At 40.4% G+C, this 24,910-nt stretch carries 18 protein-coding genes and 3 pseudogenes; 3 read left to right on the forward strand and 18 right to left on the reverse strand.

The genetic code is table 11. The features are described from left to right. Positions 1-37 precede the first annotated feature (37 nt). Positions 38-652, reverse strand: a pseudogene (locus tag N8L33_RS07080) (GyrI-like domain-containing protein). Between the two features lie 54 nt (positions 653-706). After that, positions 707-1,604 (reverse strand): annotated as a pseudogene (locus N8L33_RS07090) (helix-turn-helix transcriptional regulator). A gap of 175 nt (positions 1,605-1,779) precedes the next feature. Between N8L33_RS07090 and N8L33_RS07095 the strand changes: the two are divergent. Next, positions 1,780-2,232, forward strand: a complete 453-nt coding sequence (locus tag N8L33_RS07095; RefSeq protein WP_261059424.1) for an NUDIX hydrolase — start codon at positions 1,780-1,782, stop codon at positions 2,230-2,232. Positions 2,233-2,290: 58 nt separating this feature from the next. Beyond that, on the forward strand, positions 2,291-2,590 hold the full coding sequence (locus N8L33_RS07100; protein WP_000767199.1) for a DUF1827 family protein: 300 nt from the start codon (positions 2,291-2,293) through the stop codon (positions 2,588-2,590). Positions 2,591-2,764: 174 nt separating this feature from the next. On the opposite strand, the gene ezrA is transcribed toward N8L33_RS07100, so the two are convergent. From ezrA to N8L33_RS07145, 9 genes are all read right to left on the reverse strand, one after another. After that, entirely contained in the window at positions 2,765-4,492 is a 1,728-nt protein-coding gene (gene ezrA, locus N8L33_RS07105) for a septation ring formation regulator EzrA (RefSeq protein ID WP_261059425.1), read from the reverse strand. A gap of 81 nt (positions 4,493-4,573) precedes the next feature. Next, entirely contained in the window at positions 4,574-6,520 is a 1,947-nt protein-coding gene (gene gyrB, locus N8L33_RS07110; protein WP_049521726.1) for a DNA topoisomerase (ATP-hydrolyzing) subunit B, read from the reverse strand. A gap of 14 nt (positions 6,521-6,534) precedes the next feature. Then, positions 6,535-7,098, reverse strand: coding sequence for an HAD family hydrolase (locus N8L33_RS07115; protein ID WP_194250516.1), 564 nt, complete (start codon positions 7,096-7,098; stop codon positions 6,535-6,537). Positions 7,099-7,182: 84 nt separating this feature from the next. Further along, on the reverse strand, positions 7,183-7,737 hold the full coding sequence (locus N8L33_RS07120; RefSeq protein ID WP_153193895.1) for a DJ-1 family glyoxalase III: 555 nt from the start codon (positions 7,735-7,737) through the stop codon (positions 7,183-7,185). Positions 7,738-7,747: 10 nt separating this feature from the next. Further along, a complete protein-coding gene (locus tag N8L33_RS07125) occupies positions 7,748-8,971 on the reverse strand; it encodes an FtsW/RodA/SpoVE family cell cycle protein (protein WP_261059426.1) in 1,224 nt (407 codons plus the stop codon). A gap of 36 nt (positions 8,972-9,007) precedes the next feature. Then, positions 9,008-11,458, reverse strand: a complete 2,451-nt coding sequence (locus N8L33_RS07130) for a bifunctional DnaQ family exonuclease/ATP-dependent helicase (protein WP_261059427.1) — start codon at positions 11,456-11,458, stop codon at positions 9,008-9,010. Between the two features lie 199 nt (positions 11,459-11,657). Continuing rightward, positions 11,658-12,587 (reverse strand): peptidase U32 family protein, encoded by a 930-nt coding sequence (locus tag N8L33_RS07135; protein WP_261059428.1) that lies wholly within the window; start codon positions 12,585-12,587, stop codon positions 11,658-11,660. Positions 12,588-13,166: 579 nt separating this feature from the next. Beyond that, entirely contained in the window at positions 13,167-14,801 is a 1,635-nt protein-coding gene (locus N8L33_RS07140; RefSeq protein WP_261059429.1) for a hypothetical protein, read from the reverse strand. Continuing rightward, a complete protein-coding gene (locus N8L33_RS07145; protein ID WP_261059430.1) occupies positions 14,782-15,531 on the reverse strand; it encodes an ABC transporter ATP-binding protein in 750 nt (249 codons plus the stop codon). Before N8L33_RS07145 ends, N8L33_RS07140 begins: the two co-directional genes overlap by 20 nt. A 178-nt stretch (positions 15,532-15,709) precedes the next feature. Here N8L33_RS07145 and N8L33_RS07150 point away from each other — a divergent pair, with 178 nt between their 5' ends. Beyond that, entirely contained in the window at positions 15,710-17,164 is a 1,455-nt protein-coding gene (locus N8L33_RS07150; protein ID WP_261059431.1) for an alpha-amylase, read from the forward strand. Positions 17,165-17,251: 87 nt separating this feature from the next. On the opposite strand, the gene alaS is transcribed toward N8L33_RS07150, so the two are convergent. The 7 genes and pseudogenes from alaS to N8L33_RS07185 all read right to left on the reverse strand — a co-directional run bounded on the left by alaS (position 17,252) and on the right by N8L33_RS07185 (position 24,834). Continuing rightward, on the reverse strand, positions 17,252-19,870 hold the full coding sequence (alaS, locus tag N8L33_RS07155; protein WP_261059432.1) for an alanine--tRNA ligase: 2,619 nt from the start codon (positions 19,868-19,870) through the stop codon (positions 17,252-17,254). 21 nt (positions 19,871-19,891) lie between these two features. Next, on the reverse strand, positions 19,892-20,377 hold the full coding sequence (locus N8L33_RS07160) for an LURP-one-related/scramblase family protein (protein ID WP_261059433.1): 486 nt from the start codon (positions 20,375-20,377) through the stop codon (positions 19,892-19,894). 274 nt (positions 20,378-20,651) lie between these two features. Next, a pseudogene (locus N8L33_RS07165) lies at positions 20,652-20,902 on the reverse strand (hypothetical protein). Between the two features lie 150 nt (positions 20,903-21,052). Beyond that, complete coding sequence (locus N8L33_RS07170) at positions 21,053-22,123, reverse strand: ABC transporter substrate-binding protein (protein ID WP_261059434.1); 1,071 nt, start codon at positions 22,121-22,123, stop codon at positions 21,053-21,055. After that, complete coding sequence (locus N8L33_RS07175; protein ID WP_000712740.1) at positions 22,120-22,893, reverse strand: ABC transporter permease; 774 nt, start codon at positions 22,891-22,893, stop codon at positions 22,120-22,122. The genes N8L33_RS07170 and N8L33_RS07175 overlap by 4 nt, the downstream gene beginning before the upstream one ends. Beyond that, on the reverse strand, positions 22,890-23,696 hold the full coding sequence (locus tag N8L33_RS07180; protein WP_261059435.1) for an ABC transporter permease: 807 nt from the start codon (positions 23,694-23,696) through the stop codon (positions 22,890-22,892). Before N8L33_RS07180 ends, N8L33_RS07175 begins: the two co-directional genes overlap by 4 nt. Further along, positions 23,677-24,834, reverse strand: a complete 1,158-nt coding sequence (locus N8L33_RS07185) for an ABC transporter ATP-binding protein (RefSeq protein ID WP_125451210.1) — start codon at positions 24,832-24,834, stop codon at positions 23,677-23,679. Before N8L33_RS07185 ends, N8L33_RS07180 begins: the two co-directional genes overlap by 20 nt. Positions 24,835-24,910: the final 76 nt, after the last annotated feature.

Consider the following 24,910-nt stretch of genomic DNA (forward strand, 5'->3'; position numbering starts at 1 on the left):
TCATAAAAAGAACAGGAAACAAGATCTCCTGTTCTTTTTAATTCTCTTCTTGAACTTGATAGCGAAGAATTGTTTTCAATTTGCTTGGCTCCGTTCGATGAAGGTTATTGAGATAGATTTCTCGGTGGTACTCCGTAATTCTTTTGAGTTTATGAAGTTGACAAAAATCTTCCATATCTGCAAAAGTCTCATTTTCTGTATCAAAGGGTCCTACATGAAGCATAGCAAGACTTAGGCCTTCTTCTATTTTTTCAAAACGAATAGCCTCATAGAGAAGATTTGGCTTCTTGATCATCACCTCGTTCAGAGATTCCTCAAATAGTTCTCGCGTAATAAAATCGGGTTGCCCAATCATAATGCTATAAGAAAGCTCACTTTTTACCAGTTCTCCTTCCTTCTCCTTTTTCCATAAACCTTCTAAAGGAAAGACTGTAAAATCATGGTAAACCTCATCCAGAGGAGCTTTTTTATACTTCATCTTTATCGCATAAGCTAAGGCATACAAAATTCATACGCGTTCTGAAAAATCTTCTTGATTTGGATCGCCTTTACCATCTATCACGATATAGGATTGACCTGGTACTTCCAAGATGGTGGGCCTAGCCTTAATTTGATAAAGAGCTTTCGCTTCTTTTCTCCATTCGTATTTCATTTAATTCTTCTCCTTTCTATCTCTAGTATAGCACTAAAACCCTGACATCTTTTGTCAAGGTTTATAAAATTTTTGGATTTTTTCTACTCTAGAAAGCAGTTCCTTCTTCAGATAGTCAGGGTCGAGTATTTCCACTCCATCTAAATAAGACAGGAGGTAAGTATACATACTTTCATGCTCTGGTAGGACTGTCTTGACATAATAACATCCATCTTTGCCCAAGCTAATCTCATCTTCTAAAAAATCTTCATAAACCCGGAAAGCAAGCTTGGGACTAAACTTCAAGGAAACTTCGATTTGCCACTTGATCTGAACTATCAACGGAATCCATCACGTTTTTCTGCTTCACTATTTCATTTGTTAGGTGACAATTCCTAATTCTAGATAACTTGAAAAAACGCCATTCTTCCTTCAAACAACAGTAAGCATGAAAGTACCAATCTCTCTTTTTAAATACGAGTTTAAAAGGTTCAACTGTACGAATCGTTTTCTGACCACTCCCACCTAGATAAGTGATAACCAGTCGCCTCTTCTCTAGAATAGCATGTTTGATATTATCAAATAATTCTTTTTGACCTTCTCGCTTTCTCCAGTCAGTCAAATCTACTTCTATCCAAGGGCTGGTAGAAACTTGAAAAATAGATTCTAATTTTTCAAGTAACAGGTCTTGTCTGTCATCCGTCAGAGCTTGAATCCCTTGCAAAGCAGACAACAGTTCTATTTTTTCATTCTCCGACACAAGAGCGCGATCCAAGACAAAGTCCTTCATTAAAAAAATTCCACCTGAGTTTCCAGGAATCGAATAAAGGGGAATCCCCGCCATACTCAAGCGCTCAATATCACGATAAATTGTTCGTACAGACACTTCAAATAATCGGGCTAATTCAGGAGCTGTTGTACTACCTTTTTCTAAAAGTAGATATAGAATACGAAATAATCTTGATTCTGCCATAAAATCACCTCCCTTTTATTATACCAGTTAAAGAAGTCCATTTAGAGAATTTACCCCAACAAATATTGATAAAGTTAAAGTAGATTTTCTTCACAAGTTCGTTGGTTTCTTCTTGACAGCTTGCCCTTTGTCCATTAAGATAATAATAAAGATAATAGATAATGAGGAAAATTCAATGGCAAACCCAACTTTCGGAGAAAAAAAAGTGAATACAGACTATGTTGCACGCTATGGGGTGTATGCAGTTATCCCTGACGCTGAACAAAAACAAATAGTCTTAGTTCAAGCTCCTAATGGTGCTTGGTTCTTACCAGGTGGCGAAATTGAATCAGGTGAAAATCATCAGGAAGCCCTAAAGCGTGAATTGATTGAAGAGCTTGGATTCACAGCTGAAATTGGTGTCTATTACGGACAAGCTGACGAATATTTCTACTCTCGTCACCGTGACACCTACTACTACAATCCTGCTTACCTCTATGAAGCGACTTCTTTCAAAGAAGTGCAAAAGCCACTAGAAGACTTTAATCATATTGCCTGGTTCCCTATTGACGAGGCTATTGAGAACCTCAAACGTGGTAGCCATAAATGGGCCATTCAATCTTGGAAAAAACAGCATAAGATTGACTAAATCAAGCGACTTTATTCAAAAAGTGCTATAATAGTATTAGAAAATCGGAGGAAATATTATGAAGCTTATCAATACGACAAACTCACACTCGCAACTTGTAAAAAGCCAGCTAGAGAGTACAGATGCAACTCTTGTTGAGGTCTATTCTGCTGGAAATACAGATGTTATTTTTACCCAAGCTCCGCTTCACTATGAAATCCTCATCTCAAACAAACACCGTGCTATTCGAGAGACTGAAATCGAAGCCATCCAAGAGTTTTTCTTGAAACGTAAAATTGATAAGGACTCTATTGATGAGGGCAATATCAAAACACTCTACTCAGAAAAATTAATTGGGATTTCGATTCCAATCAAATAAAATTTTGGAGAGATTAGAAAGCTATTGAACCTTATAGACCAAACATAGGTTCTGACTTGCTTTTTAAATCGTCTCCAATTTTTTATCTTGAGATCTTATCATACAAGATTTTATAGACAAATAATAAAAAAGATTTGGTTCTGCTTCTCACAAAACCAAATCTTTTTTATTATTTTAGAAACGAATTGTTTCACGTGTTTTCTCATACGAGGTAACAAAGCGGTTGGTTACACCAGGCTCTGCCACTTCCAATGCTTGAGAAATCTTGTCAAATGAAGCGCGATAATCAAATTCTTTTTCAAAAATATCTAAAGCTTCGTTAAATGCTTCTTGAATACCTTCATCAAATGAGCGATAGCGGTTAGAATATTGCAATAGTTGTTCTGTCAAGGTTGCATACTGTACAATATTATAAGTTTCCGTCTCAAGCTCTTCCATATCCTTCGTTGCAATTTCAAGAATACGGTTAACTGATTCTATATTGACTAAGTTTTGCTCTAATTCAGCCATTAGATCTTCCGTATTATTACTTGCTGTAAAGAATAACTTCAAGAAAGTTTGTGGAATACCAGGTAGGTTCCGTTTTTCCATATATCTCTTGATTGTATGGAGACGATTAACATATACATTTGCCTTTTGACGTGCATTGATATCATCTTTCTCAATTCGTGCAAGACGCTCACTAACTGAAATCTGTTCATCTTCAATCTCTTTAAGATTTTCCTGTAAAGATTCAAGATTTTCTTCAAGAATTGAATATGCTTGAGTTGGTTCATCTTGATTTGAAGTTGCCTCAATAATAGCAGTCTCAAAGCTTTCTAATTCGGACTGTAAACGACGAACATGACTTGCATCCGATTCAGAAAGTAAATAACTTTTACTCAAACGCTCAATGTCTTCTATCAATAAAGCATTATTTTCCTTCATGTGTTGAAGATAAGTAGGAAGTGTTGCTACTAAACCTTCTACTACTTTCTGTGCCGCAATTTCTCTTGTAAAGATATCATAAAGTGCATTAATCTCTTCTTGGATTTGAGTATTTTCGTACTCTGCATTATCCAATTCTAGTTTCGCAATATTCTCATGATTTTTCTTGAGAGCTTCATACAGTAGTTGGAAACGCGCTTCAATATCTGTCTCAGAAAAATGATAATTAGCATCTAAAAGCTTACGGTAGCCATCTTCTAAATCTTCCAGCTGATCAGGTAGGTCTTTAGATAATGTTGCTACAATTGCTGGTATACGATCAACAATATGCGTTAAAGCCAAGATATGATTTTCAGCATTATCCAAAATCACAGCAGCTTCTACTGGGTCACCTGACGAATTTAAAGTTACAAACTGAGAAAACTCGGATTGGATATTTTCCAATTGTTTTTCAATTTCAGATAAACCTTGGCCATATTCTTCAGAATGATCAGCAACTCGGTGTTGCAACTCTTCAAACAAGTCCAAGGTATGAAGAACACGTCCACTATTTTTAGACTCTTGTTTCTCCAAATCTGCCAAGGCATTGCGAATTGCCGCAATATCTTCTTCAATCAAGGTAATTTGACTCTCGATTTGATCAATTTGATGACTCGCTTTGAAAAAACGGAATGAGTTATTGTAGCCTTCTGCCTCGAAAAGATTATTTTCGATATCGGCAAAAGAATTAAGAGATAAATCAACCCATTTTTGATTCCATTCACGGAAAGTCACCTGACTTTGTCCAATCAAGTGCATATTTTTTACAGCTTCAACTTCATCATTAACTGGAAGATTGTACAGTTCTTCTTTTTTCTCTTCTAAAATTGCTAGTTTACTTTCATTGCGTTTCCTTACATAGATTGCGATAGCATAAGCAATGACCAATAAAACTGCAACTGCAATTATCAAATAAATTACTAGGCTAGCAGACATATTAAACTCCTTTTTTACTTGAAACAATCGTAATGATTATATCATATTTTTTAGACCAAGGGAACTACTTCTCCCGATTTTTTAGACATCCAGTGTACTATAGACAGCATTTTCTTCGATAAACTCACGACGAGGCTCTACTCTATCCCCCATCAACATATCAAAGATTTTATCTGCTTCTGCAGCATCATCCACAGAAACTCTGGCCATCAAGCGATGTTCGGGATCCATGGTTGTTTCCCACAACTGATGATCGTCCATTTCACCCAGACCCTTATAACGCTGAATAGTTGGTTTGGCACGTCCTTCACTGTGGCGGGCTAAAGCTTCTTGGAGTTTGATTTCTTGATCTGCACCTGGCTGGATGTATTCTTTAATCTCGCTTCCAACCTTGACACCATAGATTGGTGGTTGGGCGATATAAACATAACCAGCTTCTAGGATTGGTTTCATATAACGATAAATCAAGGTCAAAAGAAGGGTACGAATGTGGGCTCCATCGACATCGGCATCGGTCATCAAAACAAGCTTTTGGTAACGAGCTTTTGAAACATCAAATTCTGCACCAAATCCTGTTCCCATGGCTGTGAAAAGACTACGAATTTCTTCGTTAGCTAGAATCTTATCCATACTTGCCTTTTCAACGTTCAAAATCTTACCGCGAATTGGAAGAATTGCCTGAAACTCACGGTTACGACCAGATTTGGCTGATCCACCAGCTGAGTCTCCTTCGACGATGAAGAGTTCTGTTTCAGCAGGATTGTTAGAAGAACAGTCTGCTAGTTTCCCTGGAAGGTTGGAAATTTCCAAACCAGATTTTTTACGAGTAACTTCACGCGCACGCTTGGCAGCCACACGAGCCTTGGCAGCCAAAATCCCTTTTTCCACGATACGCTTGGCAATCTGTGGATTTTCCATGAGGAAATCGGAGAAGGCTTCACTGAAGAGGCGATTGGTAATCTTGACCACTTCGCTATTTCCCAACTTAGTCTTAGTTTGTCCTTCAAACTGTGGATTTGGGTGTTTAACCGAGATAACTGCAGTTAATCCTTCGCGGACATCTTCCCCAGTTAAATTATCTTCATTGTCTTTCAGTAACTTATTCTTACGAGCATAATCGTTGATAACACGTGTCAAGGCTGTACGGAAACCTTGTTCATGCGTTCCACCTTCATGTGTATGAATATTATTGGCGAAACTCATGACATTTTCATGGTAACCCGTTGTGTACTGCATGGCTACCTCAACTGTGATATCATCCATCTCACCGTCAGTATAGATTGGTGTATCAAAGATAACATCCTTGTTCTCGTTGATATATTCAACGTAGCTAGCAATCCCACCTTCATAGTGGTAATGCTTAGTTTGTTCTAACCCCTCACGCTTATCTGTGATGGAGATTTGAAGACCGCGATTTAGAAAGGCTAACTCTTGAATTCGTTTATTTAATTTATCAAAATCAAAGGTTGTTGTTTCAGTGAAAATTTCTGGATCCGGTGTAAAGTGAACTGTTGTTCCAGTTTTATCCGTATCTCCAACCACTTCAAGGTCTGCAACAACATGACCACGACGGTATTCTTGGTAATGAATTTTACCATTTTTGTGGACATGAACGTCTAATTGAGTTGAAAGGGCGTTAACAACTGAGGAGCCCACTCCGTGAAGACCACCTGAGACCTTATATCCGCCACCGCCAAACTTTCCTCCAGCGTGAAGAACCGTAAAGACTGTCTCAACGGCAGGTCGACCTGTTTTTTCCTGAATATCGACTGGAATACCACGTCCATCATCAACAACAGTTATCGAATCATCTGGCTCAATAAAGACTTGAATATGGCTGGCAAATCCTGCCAAGGCCTCATCGATTGAGTTATCAACGATTTCCCAGACTAGATGGTGAAGACCTTCTTTTGAGGTTGACCCGATATACATCCCTGGACGCATACGAACAGCCTCTAGGCCCTCTAAAACTTGAATTTGACTGGCATCATAATCTTGTGCCTGCAGATTTTTGATTTCTTCTGTCATCTTATTCCTTTTTCTTACATGTCTAATACTTGTCTTAAATTCACGATACTGGCAAACAAGTAGGTATCCAATCCTGCAGCTTGACCTGCTTCGATATCAATCGGCCGATCACCAATGACAAGGCCTGAACTAATTTGATATTTTTCTCTTAAATAAATCATGGACTCAGGATTTGGCTTTCTCTTAAAACCTGAGCTAGAAGTCACTACTTCTGTAAAATAGGCTGCTATAGAGGTTTTTTCTAAAATTTCCAAGACCTGATCATTTCTGTGAGAAACTAAGAAATGACGCCCACCTTGATTTGAAATGTCTGCTAATAAGTCAGAAACTCCATCAAACAAAATCGGATGTTCAAGTTCTCTGGCTTCATTTTCCTTGTATTTTTCTAAAAAATTCTCTAAGTTGGGAGCGAATGTCTCAATCGCAAAATCAGTAGAAACCTTTAAAGCCTGATAGACACTGTCATGATCTTGTGTGATGCCATACAGTGCCAATGTTTCAACAAATGCAGCTGTTGAAGTTTCGTAATTATCCAGTAAAGTTCCACCTAAATCCCAGATATAATCGTGATATTTCATACCCTTCATTATAGCATTTTTTTATGAAAAAAGCGATGATTTCCCTGAGTTTTCCACATAAAAAACGAGAGTTTGACTCCCGTTTTACTGATTTTTACAAAAGACATCTCGATAGAGCATTCCTGTTCGTAAACCCTCTGCATCTCCGCCTAGTTGCTCCACCAACTCGTAGGCAAAGGCAAGGGCTGTTGAGGGGCCTCGACTGGTTGTCAAATGACCATCTACTACTACTGTTTCCTTGACGTAGTGACCATCAAGGATTTGCTCTTGAACGCCATCATAGCAAGTGTACTGCTTATTTTTCAATAGCCCTGCTTGATTAAGGGCAATTGGCGCCGCACAAATAGCTGCCAGTTTCTTCCCTTCTTGCTCGAAATTTTGCAATTCTTGAATTAAGGCCTGATTGTCACGCAAATGTGCAGAACCAGGCATCCCTCCAGGAAGGACAATCATGTCATAGTCTGATAAATCCCCTTCAAAGACACGATCTGCTCTTACTTGGATTGCGTGCGAACCTGTCACTTGCTCTTCAAATCCTACCATATCACAAGTAATATTAGCACGACGCAAAACATCCACAACTGTCAAAGCTTCAATTTCTTCAAAGCCCTGAGCTAACATAACTGCTACTTTTACCATGATTTTCTCCTTATTTGATTTGTTTTAACACAACCTTTTTCCGCTTGAATCGGACTTTTCCACTCTTTTCTTCAGCTAGATTGGTTTGGTAACTCATCGATAAAAGCAAGCCAACACCGATCAAATTACTGATAATAGCCGATCCTCCTTGCGAAATAAAAGGCAAGGGAATCCCAGTCAAAGGAAGCAAGCCCGTCACAGCGCCGATATTTTCAAAAATGTGGAAGAGCAACATCATAATCAAACCTGTAGAAATATAGGTGTAGAACTGGTTATTTGATTTAAGAGTAATCTTCAACATACGGTAAATCAGCATGAGATAAAGGGCAATAACAAGGACAGAACCAATAAAGCCAAAATCTTCTGCGATAACCGTGAAAATCATATCCGACTCTCGAACTGGAATAAGCAGATTCGAAGCATTAAACCCTTGACCAAATAAGCCACCACTCCCAATGGCAATCTGCCCTTGAGCCTGTTGGTAAGTGGTTGTTTGAGCAAAGTCGAATGGATTGAGCCAAGCCAAGATACGATTGATTTGGTAGGTCGGCATCCCCAATTGATGGAGAAAAGCCCGGCCACCCTTACTGATAAAAATGGCTAAGAATCCAGCAACTCCTGTTACAGCAGTCACAAATACTGGAATAATAATTTTCCAAGAAACTCCTGATAGTAAGACGATTCCTGAGAAAATAGCTACAAAAACCAAAGCCGTCCCCAAGTCACTTTGAAGTGCCAAAAGAACTAGGACTGGAATGGTAAAGACAATCATCCAAAAAATTAATAAAAAATCCAAAGGTACTGTACGTTGCCATTCCTTATGTTTCTTTGTAAATTGGACAATCACACGAGCCAACATAAGGATATAGGATATCTTCATAAATTCTGACGGCTGGAATAGGGTAATTCCATTTATTGATACCCAGTTTTTGGCACCCGTTGATGCAACTAGGCTTGGATTATAAAAGACGATCGGCAAGACCATGAGTCCCAAGCCTAAAATATACAGAAAGGGGGTCACTTTCCAAAGAAATTCTGTATTAAAGAGCATGACGATAAAACCAATCACAAGCCCTAAGGCAATCCATGCGACCTGCTGCCCTAAAATGGGCAGAATATTATTTGGATAATCATGACTAACGGCTATATAAATAGCCACCACTCCGATAACCAGTAGAAAAAATACTGGCAGGAGCAAACTATAATCGACTCTAGAGTCGAGAGAACGTTTCATATATACTAACCTTATACTTTCATACAATACTATTTATCAAAGTTCATTTAAAAATTTATCAACAGCCTCATCAACTTCGGATCGAGAGACGGTTTTAACAGTCGCTTCTTTTGCTAGAGATGCTACTATCTGTTTGCCATATCGCTTTCCGACAATTCTCCTATCCAAAACAAGGGTTAAGGAACGTTGGTATTCACGTCTCATACTTCTTCCCAAAGCCTGTTTTAAACGAATAATGGCCATTGGCAATTGATAATCATAAAAGGCATTTTTCCCTTCTTGATTCAGTTCCTGATTAATCTTTTTCGTCAAGGGCTCTTGAGGGTTTTGGAAAGGAAGTCTTGGTACAACTTGAATCACAAAAGGATGACTTGAAAAATCAACTCCCTCCCAGAAACTTGCTGCACCAAGCAAGATTTGTTGTTCTCCTTTTTCAAAGCGTTTCTTAAGCTGATGAACATCGCCATTTTTATACTGGGCCAGATGGCTAACTGGAAGTAAATCCGATACTGCTAGAAGCATGTCTTTAGCAGTAAAGAGAACTAAAATCGGTTGCTGGAAAGCTTGAACTCCCATCAGCAAATCAGCCACCTCTTGGGCATAAACTTCTAAGGAGGTTTCTGTTACCAGGGGAAAATCTTTGACTAAGACCACTTCTTGTTCCTGTTTTTTACAAGCTTCAATCTTAACAAATTTGGCTTCGGGATAGCCTAAAAGGTCTGCCAAAGAAACCCTCTGACTAATCTCAAGAGTAGCCGACACTCCCAGGACTTGGCATGAATCAGGCACTAAGGAAGATAGAAGAATACGACCTGATTTTGTAGAAGAAATCTGAATTTTCTTCTGACTCGTTTCAGTTGCTTCAAGCCAGTAATCACCTTCAGCCGTAAAATAGCGGACCAGTTCCTCAAAGCCTTCTACTTCTAATTCTGAAAAATACTGGTGGAGATTAGCAAGAGAATCTAAGATATTTTTCCTAGATTTTCCAGACTGAAATTGTTCTATCAAGTAAAGACACTCGAAGCGAATACTTTCTAATATTCGTTGTTGAATCCTATTTTCTTCTCCTACCAAAGCCTTATCAACTAAATCAATAATAGACTGGATATCGTAGGTATGTTGAAGCAGATTTTCTAGGGCCAACAAAATTTTTTGGACTTCATCAATAATCAGTAAACGGTCGCTGACAAATTCAGGATTATCTTCAAGTCTGGTTACAAGATAGGCATGATTGGTCACTAAAAGCTTGCAAGTCTCTGCTCTTTCTTGACTACGTTTCCAAAAATCTTCCGTCATAAATAAGCTCTTGGATGATAAATTCCCATCATGACGAAGGTCTCTTAGAAAATGTTGGTAACGGTAGAGTTGACCAATCTCATCCAAATCCCCGGTTTCTGTCTCTGTCAGCCAAACCAAGAGTTGCATTTTAAAGCGTCTAAATAAACGATTTTCATCATTTTCCTGCAAGGAACGATAAAAGGCATCCAACTTCAGGTAATTTTGTGGTCCCTTTAAAGAATGAATATCTGTATGGAATACTTCCTTGAGACGTTTACCTTCTTCTTCCATGACTTGATTTTGAAGAATCTTTGTCGGAACACTAAGGACAATCTGACGATTTTCCATTTGGGACAAAGCGGGTAAGACATAACCATAAGTTTTCCCAATTCCTGTCGGCGCTTGAATTAATGATACAGGCTCATCTTTCAATAGCAAACCGACCTCTTTAGCAAAACGTTCTTGCTCCTCCCTCACTTCAAGGTTCAACAAAGAAATATTTTTAGAAAAATCTTGAGATAATTTTCGTGGCTCATTGGGAGCTGCAGGTTTCTTGAAATATAGCCCTTGAACTTCGACCAAGTCAAAAGAAGTCAGAATAGATTGGTTTCGATAAATTTCTTCAATAACCAAGTAGGACTCATATAAGAGAGCGTCAGCCATTTCCAGCAAGCGTTCCAAGAGTCCTTTAGGAATTTGGGCCATCTTTTCTCGTAAAAAAAGAAGTAATTCCGCAGTAGCTTGGGCATCTGAAAGGGCTGTGTGGGCGTGTTTTAGAGGAATTCCTAATTCTCGACACAAAATCGGCAAACTATATTTTTCCAGTTCTGGGAAAAAGACTTGGGCCAATTCGACCGTGTCAACACGAGGATTTCTTAGTTCATAGCCTTCAAAAAATAAATTTTCCGCCAAGAGATTGGCATCAAACTGAACATTATGGGCTACAAAAATCCCATCCTCCACCAAGTCAAAGATTTTTCTGGCAACTTGCGAAAAATCAGGTGCTTGCGCCAGACGTTGGTCAGTCAGTCCTGTCAGTTCTTTGATATGAGCATCCAAAGGTTCATGTGGATTGACATCCGTCGTATAGTGATCGACGATTTTTCCATCCTCAATCACAACAATTCCCACTTGGATAATTTTAGCCTTACTACCTGTGCTAGTTGCCTCTAAATCCACCACAACATAGCGATTACCAATCGTTTTCATTATAAAAAATTATACCAAAAAAAGGGCCATTTGGCACCTGCAAACATAGGATAATTTTCAAACTCAAGAAGGTTACCTTTCTTAAAAATCCCAGCAAACAGATCATCCTAGCCTACTTATTTTTTTGAAAATATTGGAGAATAAGAAAAATTGAGAGAAGAAATATTTGCATCTTACTTCTCTCAACTATCCATTTACTTTATTTAACCATATCAGGATCGTAATCATAAAATCCTGTATCAAGGAAACGGTTTTTAGGGTGTAACTTGCGAACTTCTTCATCCAGCAAGAAGGCTTGGTCATGGCTAAAGTTGCCCTCTTGAATCAAGCTACGCGCTTGGATAAAGAGTTTGGCAATCTCAACAAAGTTCTGACCAGGTGTATAGAGACCTTCTAATTTCCAGTGAGTAAAACCATGCTCTACCAATTCTGTCAATTTGGTCATCAAATCAAGGTCATTGTTGGCAAAAATATGGGTACCATGATTGTCTTCAAAGATGGAATAGTGGCTTTCAGGGTCACTTGGCTCAGCCAAGAAGAGGTCACGTTTACGCGTTTTTTCATCATCGATATGCGTAAAGTTATAGTAGTTTTGCAAGAGTGGACGTTTAGAATGGTGAATAACACTAGCACCGTAAACCAAAACTTCAGCAGGAATTTCCAAAATCTCTGGCATTTTGAAAAGTTCAGCTGATGGAATTTCACGCGCCAACACAGCCTCAGAGGCACCAGCCTTTTGTCCCCAGAAGTTAATCTGACGACTGCTAGTCACCATTGTAGAAGCATCGTAGATAGTCTTAAATGAATAACCATCGCGATTGACTACGTAAAAAACGCCTGCATCCCCAATTGTAATGTAATCTGTCTTGATTTCTTCCAAGAAATCGAGGAAAGGCTTGATACGGTCCATCATATCTTGGTGCATGAGGGCATTGACTGCAACAATCAATTCCTTATCAGCATCATGAACCAGCTTAGCGATTTCACGCAATTGGTCATAACTAAAGGTTGTTGGCAGACGAAGGCCAAAATCTTTCTCGCCAACATAGATACGGTCCACGCCAGCTTCGAGCAGTTGTTTAACTTGTTCAATACTTTCAGCGGTTGCTGTAATAATAATCTTTTCCATAAGAAAAATTATACCACATTTCTAGCAAATCAGCCAAGACTTATCAGAGTTTTACAAATAGGGACAATTTCCGTAACTTCTCAAAGTGACTTCCACTTGACTTACCAAAGTGGGAATTAGTCTAATACTCTTTGAAAATCTCTTCAAACCACATCAGCTTTATTTGCAACGCGGTACTTTGAGCAACCTGAGGCTAGCTTCCTAGTTTGCTCTTTGTTTTTCATTTAGTATAAAAACGGATTTTTATAAGAATAACTAGATGAAAGGCAGCCCCAGAAGCATGAGAGAGCTCGCCAGTAACAATTTACTTTGTACACTATCCATAATAGCAAACATCTCAAGCTCCATTAATCTTCAAAATATCATAGATAAAATCTAGTCCAAAATTTAAGCAATTGGTGCTGTAGGATTTATACATTGTTATAAATTTCTAGTCGTTTTGTTCTTATGATAAGAAAAATGGCATAGAAAAACGAGTATCTCCATCTACGGAAATACTCGCTTTTTGATAGTTAGAAGTGGTTTTTTGCTCAGCCTCATTTCTTTTTATAAAATTTATCAAGCAAGTAACCATCTATCTCATCTTTTTTCTATCTCTACCAATATGCGTGATAGGTAGTAATGATAACCAAAAATAGCAAGAGCAAACAAGAGGATAAGAGCTCCTACTCCCAAGCTAATGGCAAGGATAGGGGAGAGAGACCGAACCAAGAATAAACTTGCTATGACTAAAATCATTAAGATAGCACTATAAATTAAGAGTAAAACTATTGCTATTATACGATTTGAACGGTTCACCAGGTCCGTAATGTTACTCCAATTGGTTGACAGATTTTTAACGTCCTTAAGGTAATGGTGGCAAGAAAGGATGATACTTGCAAAGATCCAGGCCACAATAAGGTAAATCATCGAAAGGATGGGCAAGCCTAAATATAGAGAAAGACCAAGTAAAGTCAGAACTGGTAAAAAGGACTGGACAGCAAATATAATCCAAAATTTCACTTTCACATAGCGAGCAAAGTCAAAGGGTAAACTCTTCAGAAAATCAACATTTTCCCTCTCCAAGGATAAGGCAATTGAATGCAGGCTGGTGATATTGTTATTGACAACAGCTAGAAAGAGACCTATAAAAAACAAGGGTAACCAGTATGGAGGATGAATGTCTGGAACTATCTGAGAATCTCGGATGTTGGAAATCAGACCGATCATCATGAGATAAGGAAGGAAAGCACTTGTAAAAAGCACTGTAATCACGCCAGTCCCCTGTCCCAAAAGGGTGAGGTGGTAGCGTAAAACCATACGGAAAAAGCCCTTTTTAGTAGTTGAAAGCCCCTCCTTACTGCGACGTTCTTTCTTGACCTTCTCCTCACTATTAAGTAGGATCACATCATAAAAACGAGGCAAAACCTTCTTTTTGGTCAGGTAAAGCAGGAAGAGTGTTAGTCCTATCCAAGCGAGCAGACCCAGGATGGCTTCTGTCGAAAAAGGCTCCACTGCTATTTTGTAAAAGATATGAATAGGATAAAGAAGAGGTGGAATTTCTTTAGTCTGATCACCTATACCTCTAGAAGTCGACTGTAGAAAGAAGACAAATATTAAAGGTGTGAGAACTCCTATCCCAATCATCACATTCGAAAAAATAGACTGATACTTTCTAAAAAGCGCAGTTTGAGCCAAGAAATGCACTGCCACTACCATCACTAGAGCCACAGAAACAAATAATAGAGCCAAGGACAGTAGCATCAAAGGCAAACCCAGCCAAAGAGAAGGTGCTAGCCTAATGTAGAGGACTAGAAAATAAGCTAGGATTGGTATAATTCCAGGCAGAGCTGGCAAGAGGACAGACAGTCCTTTAGCAATTATAATCTCTGATTCTTTAAAGGCATAAGGCCTATACGATACCAAGTCCTTACTCTCATAAAAGACATTGTAAAAGGCAGTTAAAGAAGTTGAAAAGGCAATCACTAGTAAAATAGCAACCATAAAACTAAAATAAACGGGCATTTCCTCAAAAGGAAAACGAAAGGCTATATTTATAAACATGATGAGCATCAAGAGACTGGAAAAAATGTAAGAACCTAGGACTCTAGCGGAAACATTTACTTTTTTCCCAGGATTTTTAGCTTGCTTCTTTCGTAGATTAGCCAGATTAGCTTCTTGAGATGAATAGAGGATATTGATATCAACTAATTTTTTAATGACCTTGAGACGCATCTGAAACCTCCTCTTTTCTACCAGCAAGGCTAAGGTAGATACTTTCCAAAGACTGGTCTGGGTGGTCTTTTCTCAAGTCCTCTACGCTACCACAATAAATCAAATGCCCCTTTTTCAAAATGGCAATCCGATCACAGACTTGCTCGGCCACCTCTAGGACATGGGTTGAAAACAAGACTGTCTTGCCTTTTTGCACATGCTCCTTCATCATCTGCTTCAAATCAAAGGCAGCCTGGGGATCCAAACCAGTCAAGGGTTCGTCCAAGACCCAAATATCAGGATCAGACAAGAGTGCTCCGATGACAAAGACTTTCTGACGCATTCCGTGAGAAAGAGTTTCAATGACCTGATAACGATTTTCAGCAAAATCAAAAACATTCAATAGCCTAGCTAGACTATCTTCCAAGTCAGAGCTAGTCAGATCATAGGATGAAGCAATCAATTCCCAAAATTCATTGGCTGTTAAGCGTAAAAATAAGTCAGGCGAGTCTGCTACATAGCCAATCTTTCGTTTAATAGCCAAGCGATTTTCCGATAAATCCTGACCGTCTACCAAAATACGACCGCTGCTGGGCGAAATGATACTGACTAGAGATTTTATTGTAGTCGATTTTCCAGCCCCATTATGGCCAATCAAGCCCATAATCTCCCCATTTTCAATCTGCAAATTGAGATTGCTCAAGGCCTCTTTATCACCATACAACTTACTAACATTTTGAAATTCAATCATGGGACAACTCCTATCTTTATCTGTGTTACATACTATTATACTAGCACTTTGATACAAAAAAATCAACACTTTATCTTAAATCGTTAAAATAGTTTTCTTCTATTTTACGCAAACGTTTGCGTTAAGAGATACTTTATGATAGAATAAAGAACAAGATTGACAAGTAAGAGGAAAAACAATGAAAAATCAAACACTCATGCAGTACTTTGAATGGTATCTGCCCCACGACGGTCAGCACTGGACGCGTCTTGCTGAAGATGCTCCACACCTAGCTGATCTGGGGATTAGTCACGTCTGGATGCCACCAGCCTTCAAGGCCACCAATGAAAAAGATGTAGGCTATGGGGTCTATGACTTATTTGACCTTGGAGAGTTTAACCAAAAAGGGACTGTCCGCACCAAGTATGGTTTCAAAGAAGACTATCTTCAAGCCATTCAAGCTCTAAAAGCACAGGGAATTCAGCCTATGGCCGATGTAGTTCTCAACCACAAGGCTGCGGCCGATCACATGGAAGCCTTTCAGGTTATCGAAGTGGACCCTGTAGACCGTACAGTGGAACTTGGAGAACCCTTCACCATCAATGGATGGACTAGCTTTACCTTCGATGGTCGCCAAGATACCTACAATGACTTCCACTGGCACTGGTACCACTTCACAGGTACAGACTACGATGCCAAACGCCGTAAGTCTGGGATTTACCTCATTCAAGGAGACAACAAGGGCTGGGCCAACGAGGAATTGGTCGATAACGAAAACGGTAACTACGACTACCTCATGTATGCCGACCTAGACTTTAAACACCCTGAAGTCATCAAAAATATCTATGACTGGGCCGACTGGTTCATGGAAACAACTGGTATTGCTGGTTTCCGTTTGGATGCCGTCAAACATATCGACTCTTTCTTTATGCGCAATTTCATCCGTGATATGAAGGAAAAATACGGTGACGATCTCTACGTTTTTGGTGAATTTTGGAACCCAGACAAGGAAGCCAATCTAGATTATCTTGAAAAAACAGAAGAACGCTTTGACCTTGTCGATGTTCGACTCCACCAGAATCTCTTTGATGCTAGCCGAGCTGGTTCCAACTATGACCTTCGTGGTATTTTTACAGATAGCTTGGTTGAACTCAAGCCCGACAAGGCTGTAACCTTTGTCGACAACCATGATACCCAACGAGGACAAGCCCTTGAGTCGACTGTTGAAGAATGGTTCAAGCCAGCAGCCTATGCCCTTATTCTATTACGCCAAAATGGACTTCCATGTGTCTTTTACGGAGACTACTATGGTATTTCAGGGCAGTATGCTCAACAAGATTTCAAAGAAGTCCTTGACCGCCTCCTAGCCATCCGAAAAGATTTGGCCTATGGAGAACAAACAGACTACTTTGATGACGCAAACTGTATCGGTTGGGTACGTTCAGGTGCTGAAAATCAATCCCCAATCGTAGTCTTGATCTCAAATGACCAAGAAAACAGCAGGTCAATGTTTGTCGGCCAAGAATGGGTTAACCAAACCTTTGTAGACTTACTTGGCAACCACCAAGGTCAAGTTACAATTAATGAAGAAGGTTATGGACAATTCCCTGTCTCAGAAAGATCTGTAAGTGTCTGGGCAGCCAATACAATCTAACAGACAATGATAATCAAGTCAGATCCAATCGGATTTGGCTTTTTTTGTATGAAAAAGACCTACCCAAATGGATAGATCTTTGTTTGATTACAATTTACCTGATACGGCATCCAAGAGTTCTTGGATTTTAGCTTGGTTGCTTCCTCCTGCCATTGCCATGTCTGGTTTACCACCACCACGTCCATCGACGATTGGTGCCAATTCTTTGACAAGGTTTCCTGCATGAAGGTCTTTTGTCTTGCTTGCTACAAGAACATTGACTTTGTCACCAATTGCTGCAACTAGGACAAGTAAGTCAGAGTAGTCTTTTTGTTTCCAATTATCTGCAAAGGTACGAAGGGCACCGGCATCTGATACAGACACTTGGCTAGCAATGTAACGGTGACCGTTGACTTCCTTAACATCCTTGAAGATATCGCCTGCGGCTGCAGCTGCGGCTTTTTCTTTCAACTCAGCATTTTCTTTTTGAAGTTGACGGAGTTGTTCTTGAAGTCCTTCTACCTTGTGAGGTACTTCTTTAAGTTGAGGTGCTTTCAAGGTTGTTGCAACAGCTTTAAGAGCGTCTTCTTGTTCACGGTAGGCTTCAAAGGCTTCCTTACCAGTTACCGCCAAGATACGGCGAGTTCCTGATCCAATCCCTTCTTCTTTGACAATCTTGAAGAGACCAATTTCAGAGGTATTACCAACGTGGGTACCACCACAAAGCTCGATAGAGTAGTCACCGATAGTGACAACACGAACTTCCTTGCCGTATTTCTCACCAAAGAGAGCCATAGCTCCCATTTCCTTGGCAGTATCAATATCTGTTTCAACTGTCTTAACTTCAAGAGCTTCCCAGATTTTCTCATTAACTTGCTGTTCAATCGCACGCAATTCTTCTGCAGTTACTGCTTGGAAATGAGTAAAGTCAAAGCGAAGGAATTCAACTTCGTTAAGAGATCCTGCTTGTGTTGCGTGATTTCCAAGGATATTGTGAAGGGCAGCGTGAAGCAAGTGAGTCGCAGTGTGGTTTTTCATAACACGGTGACGACGATTTGTATCGATTGCCAGCGTATATTCTTGGTTCAAGGCAAGCGGTGCAAGAACTTCAACTGTGTGAAGAGCTTGTCCGTTTGGTGCTTTCTGAACATTTGTCACAGCAGCCACGACCTTACCTGACTCATCCAAGATTTGTCCGTGGTCAGCGACTTGTCCACCCATTTCAGCGTAGAATGGAGTTTCCGCAAAGATAAGTGAGGCAGTTCCTTCTGACACAGCTTCTACTTCTGCATTGTCAGCCACGATAGCTACCAATTTAGAAGACAATTGGCTAGCATTGTAGTTGAAGACACTTTCTACAGTGATGTTTTGAAGGGTTTCATTTTGCATCCCCATTGAGCCACCCTTAACAGCTGAGGCACGCGCGCGCTCTTGCTGTTCTTTCATGGCTTCTTCAAAACCTTCACGGTCTACAGTCATACCAGCTTCTTCAGCGATTTCTTCAGTCAGTTCAACTGGGAATCCATAAGTGTCATAAAGTTTGAATACATCTTGACCAGCAATGACAGATTGTCCTTTTTCTTTCAAGTCTGCTACGATGCCTTGGGCAAAGTGTTGACCTGAGTGAAGGGTACGGGCAAATGACTCTTCCTCGCTCTTAACGATTTTTTCGATAAAGTCACGTTTTTCAAGCACTTCTGGGTAGTAGCTTTCCATGATTTTTCCAACAGTTGGAACGAGTTTGTAAAGGAAAGGCTCGTTGATACCCAATTTTTGACCATGCATAGACGCACGACGAAGGAGACGACGAAGGACATAACCACGACCTTCATTTCCTGGAAGGGCACCATCACCGATGGCAAATGAAAGTGAACGGATGTGGTCTGCGATGACCTTGAAGCTCATGTTGTCGCCATCTTGGTCATAGACCTTACCAGACAATTTCTCTACTTCACGAATAATTGGCATGAAGAGGTCTGTTTCAAAGTTGGTCTTAGCCCCTTGGATAACCGCCACCAAACGCTCCAAACCAGCGCCCGTATCAATGTTCTTGTGTGGCAATTCCTTGTATTCGCTACGAGGAACAGCAGGGTCAGCGTTAAATTGTGACAAAACGATGTTCCAGATTTCGATATAACGGTCGTTTTCGATATCTTCTGCAAGAAGGCGAAGACCGATATTTTCTGGGTCAAAGGCTTCCCCACGGTCAAAGAAGATTTCTGTATCTGGTCCAGAAGGTCCTGCACCGATTTCCCAGAAGTTGTCCTCGATCGGAATCAAGTGACTTGGGTCCACTCCCACTTCAATCCAACGGTTGTAAGAATCTTTATCATCTGGATAGTAGGTCATGTAAAGTTTTTCAGCTGGGAAGTCAAACCACTCAGGGCTTGTCAAAAGCTCATAAGCCCAAGTGATGGCTTCGTCACGGAAGTAATCTCCGATAGAGAAGTTCCCCAACATTTCAAACATAGTATGGTGACGCGCAGTCTTCCCTACGTTTTCGATATCGTTGGTACGGATGGCTTTTTGGGCATTGGTAATACGTGGATTTTCAGGGATAATAGTCCCGTCAAAGTATTTCTTAAGGGTTGCTACCCCAGAGTTGATCCACAAAAGAGTTGGGTCATTTACAGGAACCAAGCTCACTGATGGTTCTACTGAGTGACCTTTGGTCGCCCAGAAATCAAGCCACATTTGGCGTACTTGTGCACTAGATAGTTGTTTCATATTGTCTCCTTATTTACTTGTTTAATGTGATTGGCTTTCCAGCATTTCCACATAGTCAATCGCGACACAGAGGGAAATGACTAGGTCTGCATAAGCGTCCTCAAGAACCGTTACGGTATAGGTAGAGGTCAGATGGAAGAGTTCCTTCTTAATTTCCGCAATCAGCTGATCGCGATCATTCAGTAGTTTGAAATTCAAATCCCAGATATTTCCCTCGATACGAAGCCCCAGATTATCAAACTCATACTTATCTCGCCAGAAGGTCAACTTCTTACGAATGACAAAACTCGAGCCATCCCGAAGCTGAATTTCAAAACGAGGAAGCAAGGTCAAGATTTCTTTACTGATCTGACTGACTTGTTCACCAGCCGCATCATAAATGGTAAAGGTTTTGGGAATCTTAAAAAATGATCCCTCTACCTGATAGGCGATTTCTCCCCTGTCATCCTTGATAGCGAAACGTTCGCCTCCAAGACGAAACTTTTGTTTGACAAGAAATGTTTTCATCAACACCTCCAAAAACCAAAAGACAAGCTCATATCACGAAGGGCGAAAAACCGCGGTACCACCTTCATTCAATGAACTTGTCATTCTCTTGTTCTTATGCAATTGTTAAATTGAGTAGCATGACTTTCTAGCTTAGATGGCTCGCAGCACCGCCATTTCTCTGGACTAAGACTACTGAAAATCAATTCTCAACTTTCCTATTATAACGTTTTTTTAAGCTTGCGTCAACTGGAAATCATCTCCGTTGAATCAGAGCAATTCTCTACATCTCAGATTACTTTTTAAGGATATATTTTTTCTTACTGCCATTTTTCTTTTTATCCCAACTTTTATCCCACATTTTCGAATTGCTAAAAATAGCTACGAAAATATTCCAAAATATAAAGTTTCCTATCACCAAATATATAGACTCAGTTGTTAGGTATTGTCGATCCAAACCATCCTTTAGATAGAATAGTATAACAGTTTGCTGAACAGTCAAAAAGGTTGGCCAGAAACTTTTTTGAAAAAAGTAGACAGTTTCATTATTTGTTACCGCTTTCTCTAAGGTTAAACTTAGTATACTACTAGGCAAGCAAATAAGCAACTATCATAGAAAAACATACAGTTATAAAAATTTCCTTTTACATAAAAAAACGAACCAGCTTGACTGATTCGTTTCATAACTGCTAACTCCTACTTCCGATACATTTTAAACTGTAGGAAAAGGTCGCTGTATTTACCTGTCCATTTATGGTCAAATTTCTCATAAACTTCTAGGTGTTTCATGGTTTCAGCATCAGGATAGAAAGCCTTGTCTTCTTTTTTCTCCTCTGGGAGCAATTCCTTAGCTGGCAGGTTTGGTGTTGAATAGCCGACATACTCTGCATTTTTGAGAGCATTTTCAGGTTTCAACATAAAGTTGATAAAGGCATAGGCTGCGTCTTGGTTTTTGACTGTTTTGGGAATGACCATATTGTCAAACCAAAGGTTGCTGGCCTCTGTCGGTACCACATAGCGTAGATTTTCATTTTTTTCTAGCATTTGGCTGGCTTCACCAGAGAAGGTTACACCGATTGCAGCGTTGTTCTGAATCATGTAACCCTTCATCTCGTCGGCAACGATGGCCTTGATATTTGGAGTCAATTTGTAGAGTTTGTCTACTGTCTCTTCCAACTGCTGTGGATCCTTTGAGTTGAGACTGTAACCAAGCGAGTTAAGCCCGAGTCCCAATACCTCACGCGCCCCGTCAAAGAGCATGATAGAGTTCTTATACTCTGGTTTCCAGAGGTCATCCCAATGCTCAGGCGCTTCATCTACCATAGTTTCATTGTAAACAATTCCCAATGTTCCCCAGAAGTAAGGGATGGAGAATTTATTGCCTGGGTCAAAGGACTGGTTGAGAAACTCTGGTCCGATATTTTCAAGACCTTCAAGTTTTGAATAGTCAAGCGGTACCAAGAGGTCTTCGTCCTTCATCTTGTTAATCATGTATTCACTAGGAATGGCGATATCGTAGGTCGTTCCACCCTGCTTGATCTTGGTATACATGGCTTCGTTGGAGTCAAAGGTCTCATACTGGACTTGGATACCTGTTTCTTCTGTGAATTGCTCCAATAGTTCTGGATCGATATAGTCACCCCAGTTGTAGATAACCAGTTTTTGACTATCTCGGCTATTGATTTTGCTATCTAGATGCGTCGCAATTCCCCACAAGACCAGGATAATCGCAGCAATTCCTGCTAAAAATGAATAGAGTTTTTTCATGCTTGCTCCTCCTTCTCACGTGAGATAAAGTAATATCCAACCACTAGGATAATACTAAAGAGAAAAACAAGGGCAGAAAGGGCATTGATTTCTAGGGAAATCCCCTTACGAGCACGAGAGTAAATCTCGACTGACAAGGTTGAAAAGCCATTTCCCGTTACAAAGAAGGTCACGGCAAAGTCATCTAACGAATAGGTGAAGGCCATGAAATAACCTGCAATGATAGACGGAGTCAGATAAGGAAGCATGATTTCCTTAAACATCTGAAATTGACTGGCACCAAGGTCATAGGCCGCATGAATCATGTCGCCGTTCATTTCCTTGAGACGAGGCAAGACCATCAAGACCACGATAGGAATGGAGAAGGCCACGTGACTAGATAGAACCGTCAAAAAGCCAAGTGAAAACTTGAGTTGAGTAAAGAGAATCAAGAAGCTGGCACCAATCATAACGTCAGGCGCAACCATGAGGATATTATTGAGTGATAGAAAGGCTTCTTGGTATTTCTTACGAGACTGGTAGATGTAAATAGCACCGAAAGTCCCGATAATGGTCGCAATCAAGGCTGACAGAAAGGCCAAGAAAAATGTCTGAGTCACAATCAACATGAGGCGACCATCGCCAAACATGGTTTTAAAATGGCTCAAGCTAAAGCCTGTAAAGCTGTTCATGTCGTTGCCTGCATTAAAGGCATAGCCAATCAAGTAAAAAATCGGCAGGTAGAGGACAAGAAAGACCAGTCCTAGATAAAGGTTGGCAAATTTTTTCATCGTTCTCTCCTTTCCTTGGTCACCCACATGGTGATGAACATGGTCAGGATGAGAATCACACCGATGGTTGAACCCATACCGTAGTTGTCATTGGTCAGGAAGTTCTGCTCAATGGCTGTCCCCAGCGTGATAACGCGGTTCCCACCAATCAAACGGGTCAGCATGAAGAGACTCAAACTGGGGATAAAGACGGATTGAACCCCACTTCGCACGCCGTTCATAGACAGAGGAAAGATGACATGACGGAAGGTCTCCCACTTGGTCGCACCGAGGTCATAGCTGGCATTGATGAGGTTGTTATCCATATCGTCCAAGACATTGAAAATCGGCAAAATCATAAAGGGAAGCTCAATGTAGCTTGCAACAAAGATAAAGGAGAAATCGGTAAAGAGCAACTGCTGTGAACCGATTCCGATGAATTCCAAAAATTGGTTAATAGAGCCATTTTGACCAAAAATCCCAATAAAGGCATAGGCCTTAAGGAGCAAATTGATCCAGGTAGGCAGGATAATCAGCATGAGCCAGAGTTGACGGTGCTTGAGACGGGTCAAAAAGAGAGCTGTTGGATAGCTGATGAGAAGGGTTACAAAGGTTACAATTCCTGCATAAATCACTGAGTTGAAACTCATCTTTAGATAGGTCAAGTTTTGTGACGCAAAGTAAGATTTATAGTTTTCTAAACTAAACTGGCCTTCAATGTTGAAAAAGGATTGACCGAAAATCAAGACCAAGGGTGCCAACACAAAGAGGGCAATCCAGAGCATGTAGGGCACTACAAAGAGTTTAGAGCTTGTTTTCTTCATCTCTTTCCTCCTCGATTGCATTGATCAGACCTGCTTCTTGCTCTTCAATTTCCACGTATTCTTCGATACGCGCATCGAACTCTTCTTCGGTTTCGTTGAGACGCATGATGTGGATGTCTTCTGGCTCAAAGTCCAGACCGATTTCCTCACCAACGATGGCCTTACGAGTCGAGTGGATCATCCATTCATTTCCAAGTTCGTCATAGGCGATGATTTCATAGTGAACTCCACGGAAGAGCTGGGTATCGACCTTAACTTGGAGCTTGCCTTCTTCAGGAAGGGTAATGCGCAAGTCCTCTGGACGAATGACAACCTCAACAGGCTCATTTGGCTTCATCCCCCCATCAACTGCTTCAAAGCGTTTGCCGTTAAACTCAACCAAGTAGTCCTCAATCATGGTACCTGGCAAGATGTTTGACTCGCCGATAAAGGTGGCAACAAAATGGTTAATCGGCTCATCGTAGATGTCCACAGGTGTTCCTGATTGGACAATTTCGCCATCATTCATAACGAAAATCCAGTCACTCATGGCAAGAGCTTCTTCCTGATCATGAGTGACAAAGACAAAGGTAATCCCCAATCGTTGTTGCAGTTCACGCAGTTCGTACTGCATGTCTGTTCGCAATTTCAAGTCCAGCGCAGATAAAGGCTCGTCCAACAAGACCACACGAGGTTGATTGATGATCGCGCGGGCAATGGCCACACGCTGGCGTTGTCCTCCAGAGAGTTTTCGGATGGAACGCTTCTCATAACCTTCCAACTGAACCATCTTGAGAACTTCCGCTACGCGTTTCTCGATTTCTTTCTTGTCAATCTTACGCAAACGAAGTGGAAAGGCAACATTTTCAAACACATTCATATGTGGGAACAAGGCATAAGATTGGAAGACCGTATGGACGTCTCGCTTGTTGGTTGGGATGTCATTGATACGGACACCGTCTAGCATGATATCTCCTGTCGTCGCATCCAGTAAACCTGCAATAATATTTAGGATAGTTGATTTCCCTGAACCAGATGCGCCTAGAAGGGTGTAAAATTTCCCTTCCTCCAACTCAAAGTTGATGTCTTTGAGAACCTTGGTGTTGCTGTCTTCAAAAACTTTAGAGACGTTTTTGAATTCGATAATTGGTTTTTTCAATTGGCATAAATTCCTTCTTTTTCATAGATTAACAGATCAGGGCTCTGTCAGGCCGCTACTACCTCTTGCAGGGAGT

The organism is Streptococcus mitis (assembly GCF_946188695.1).
Taxonomy (GTDB): domain Bacteria; phylum Bacillota; class Bacilli; order Lactobacillales; family Streptococcaceae; genus Streptococcus; species Streptococcus mitis_DF.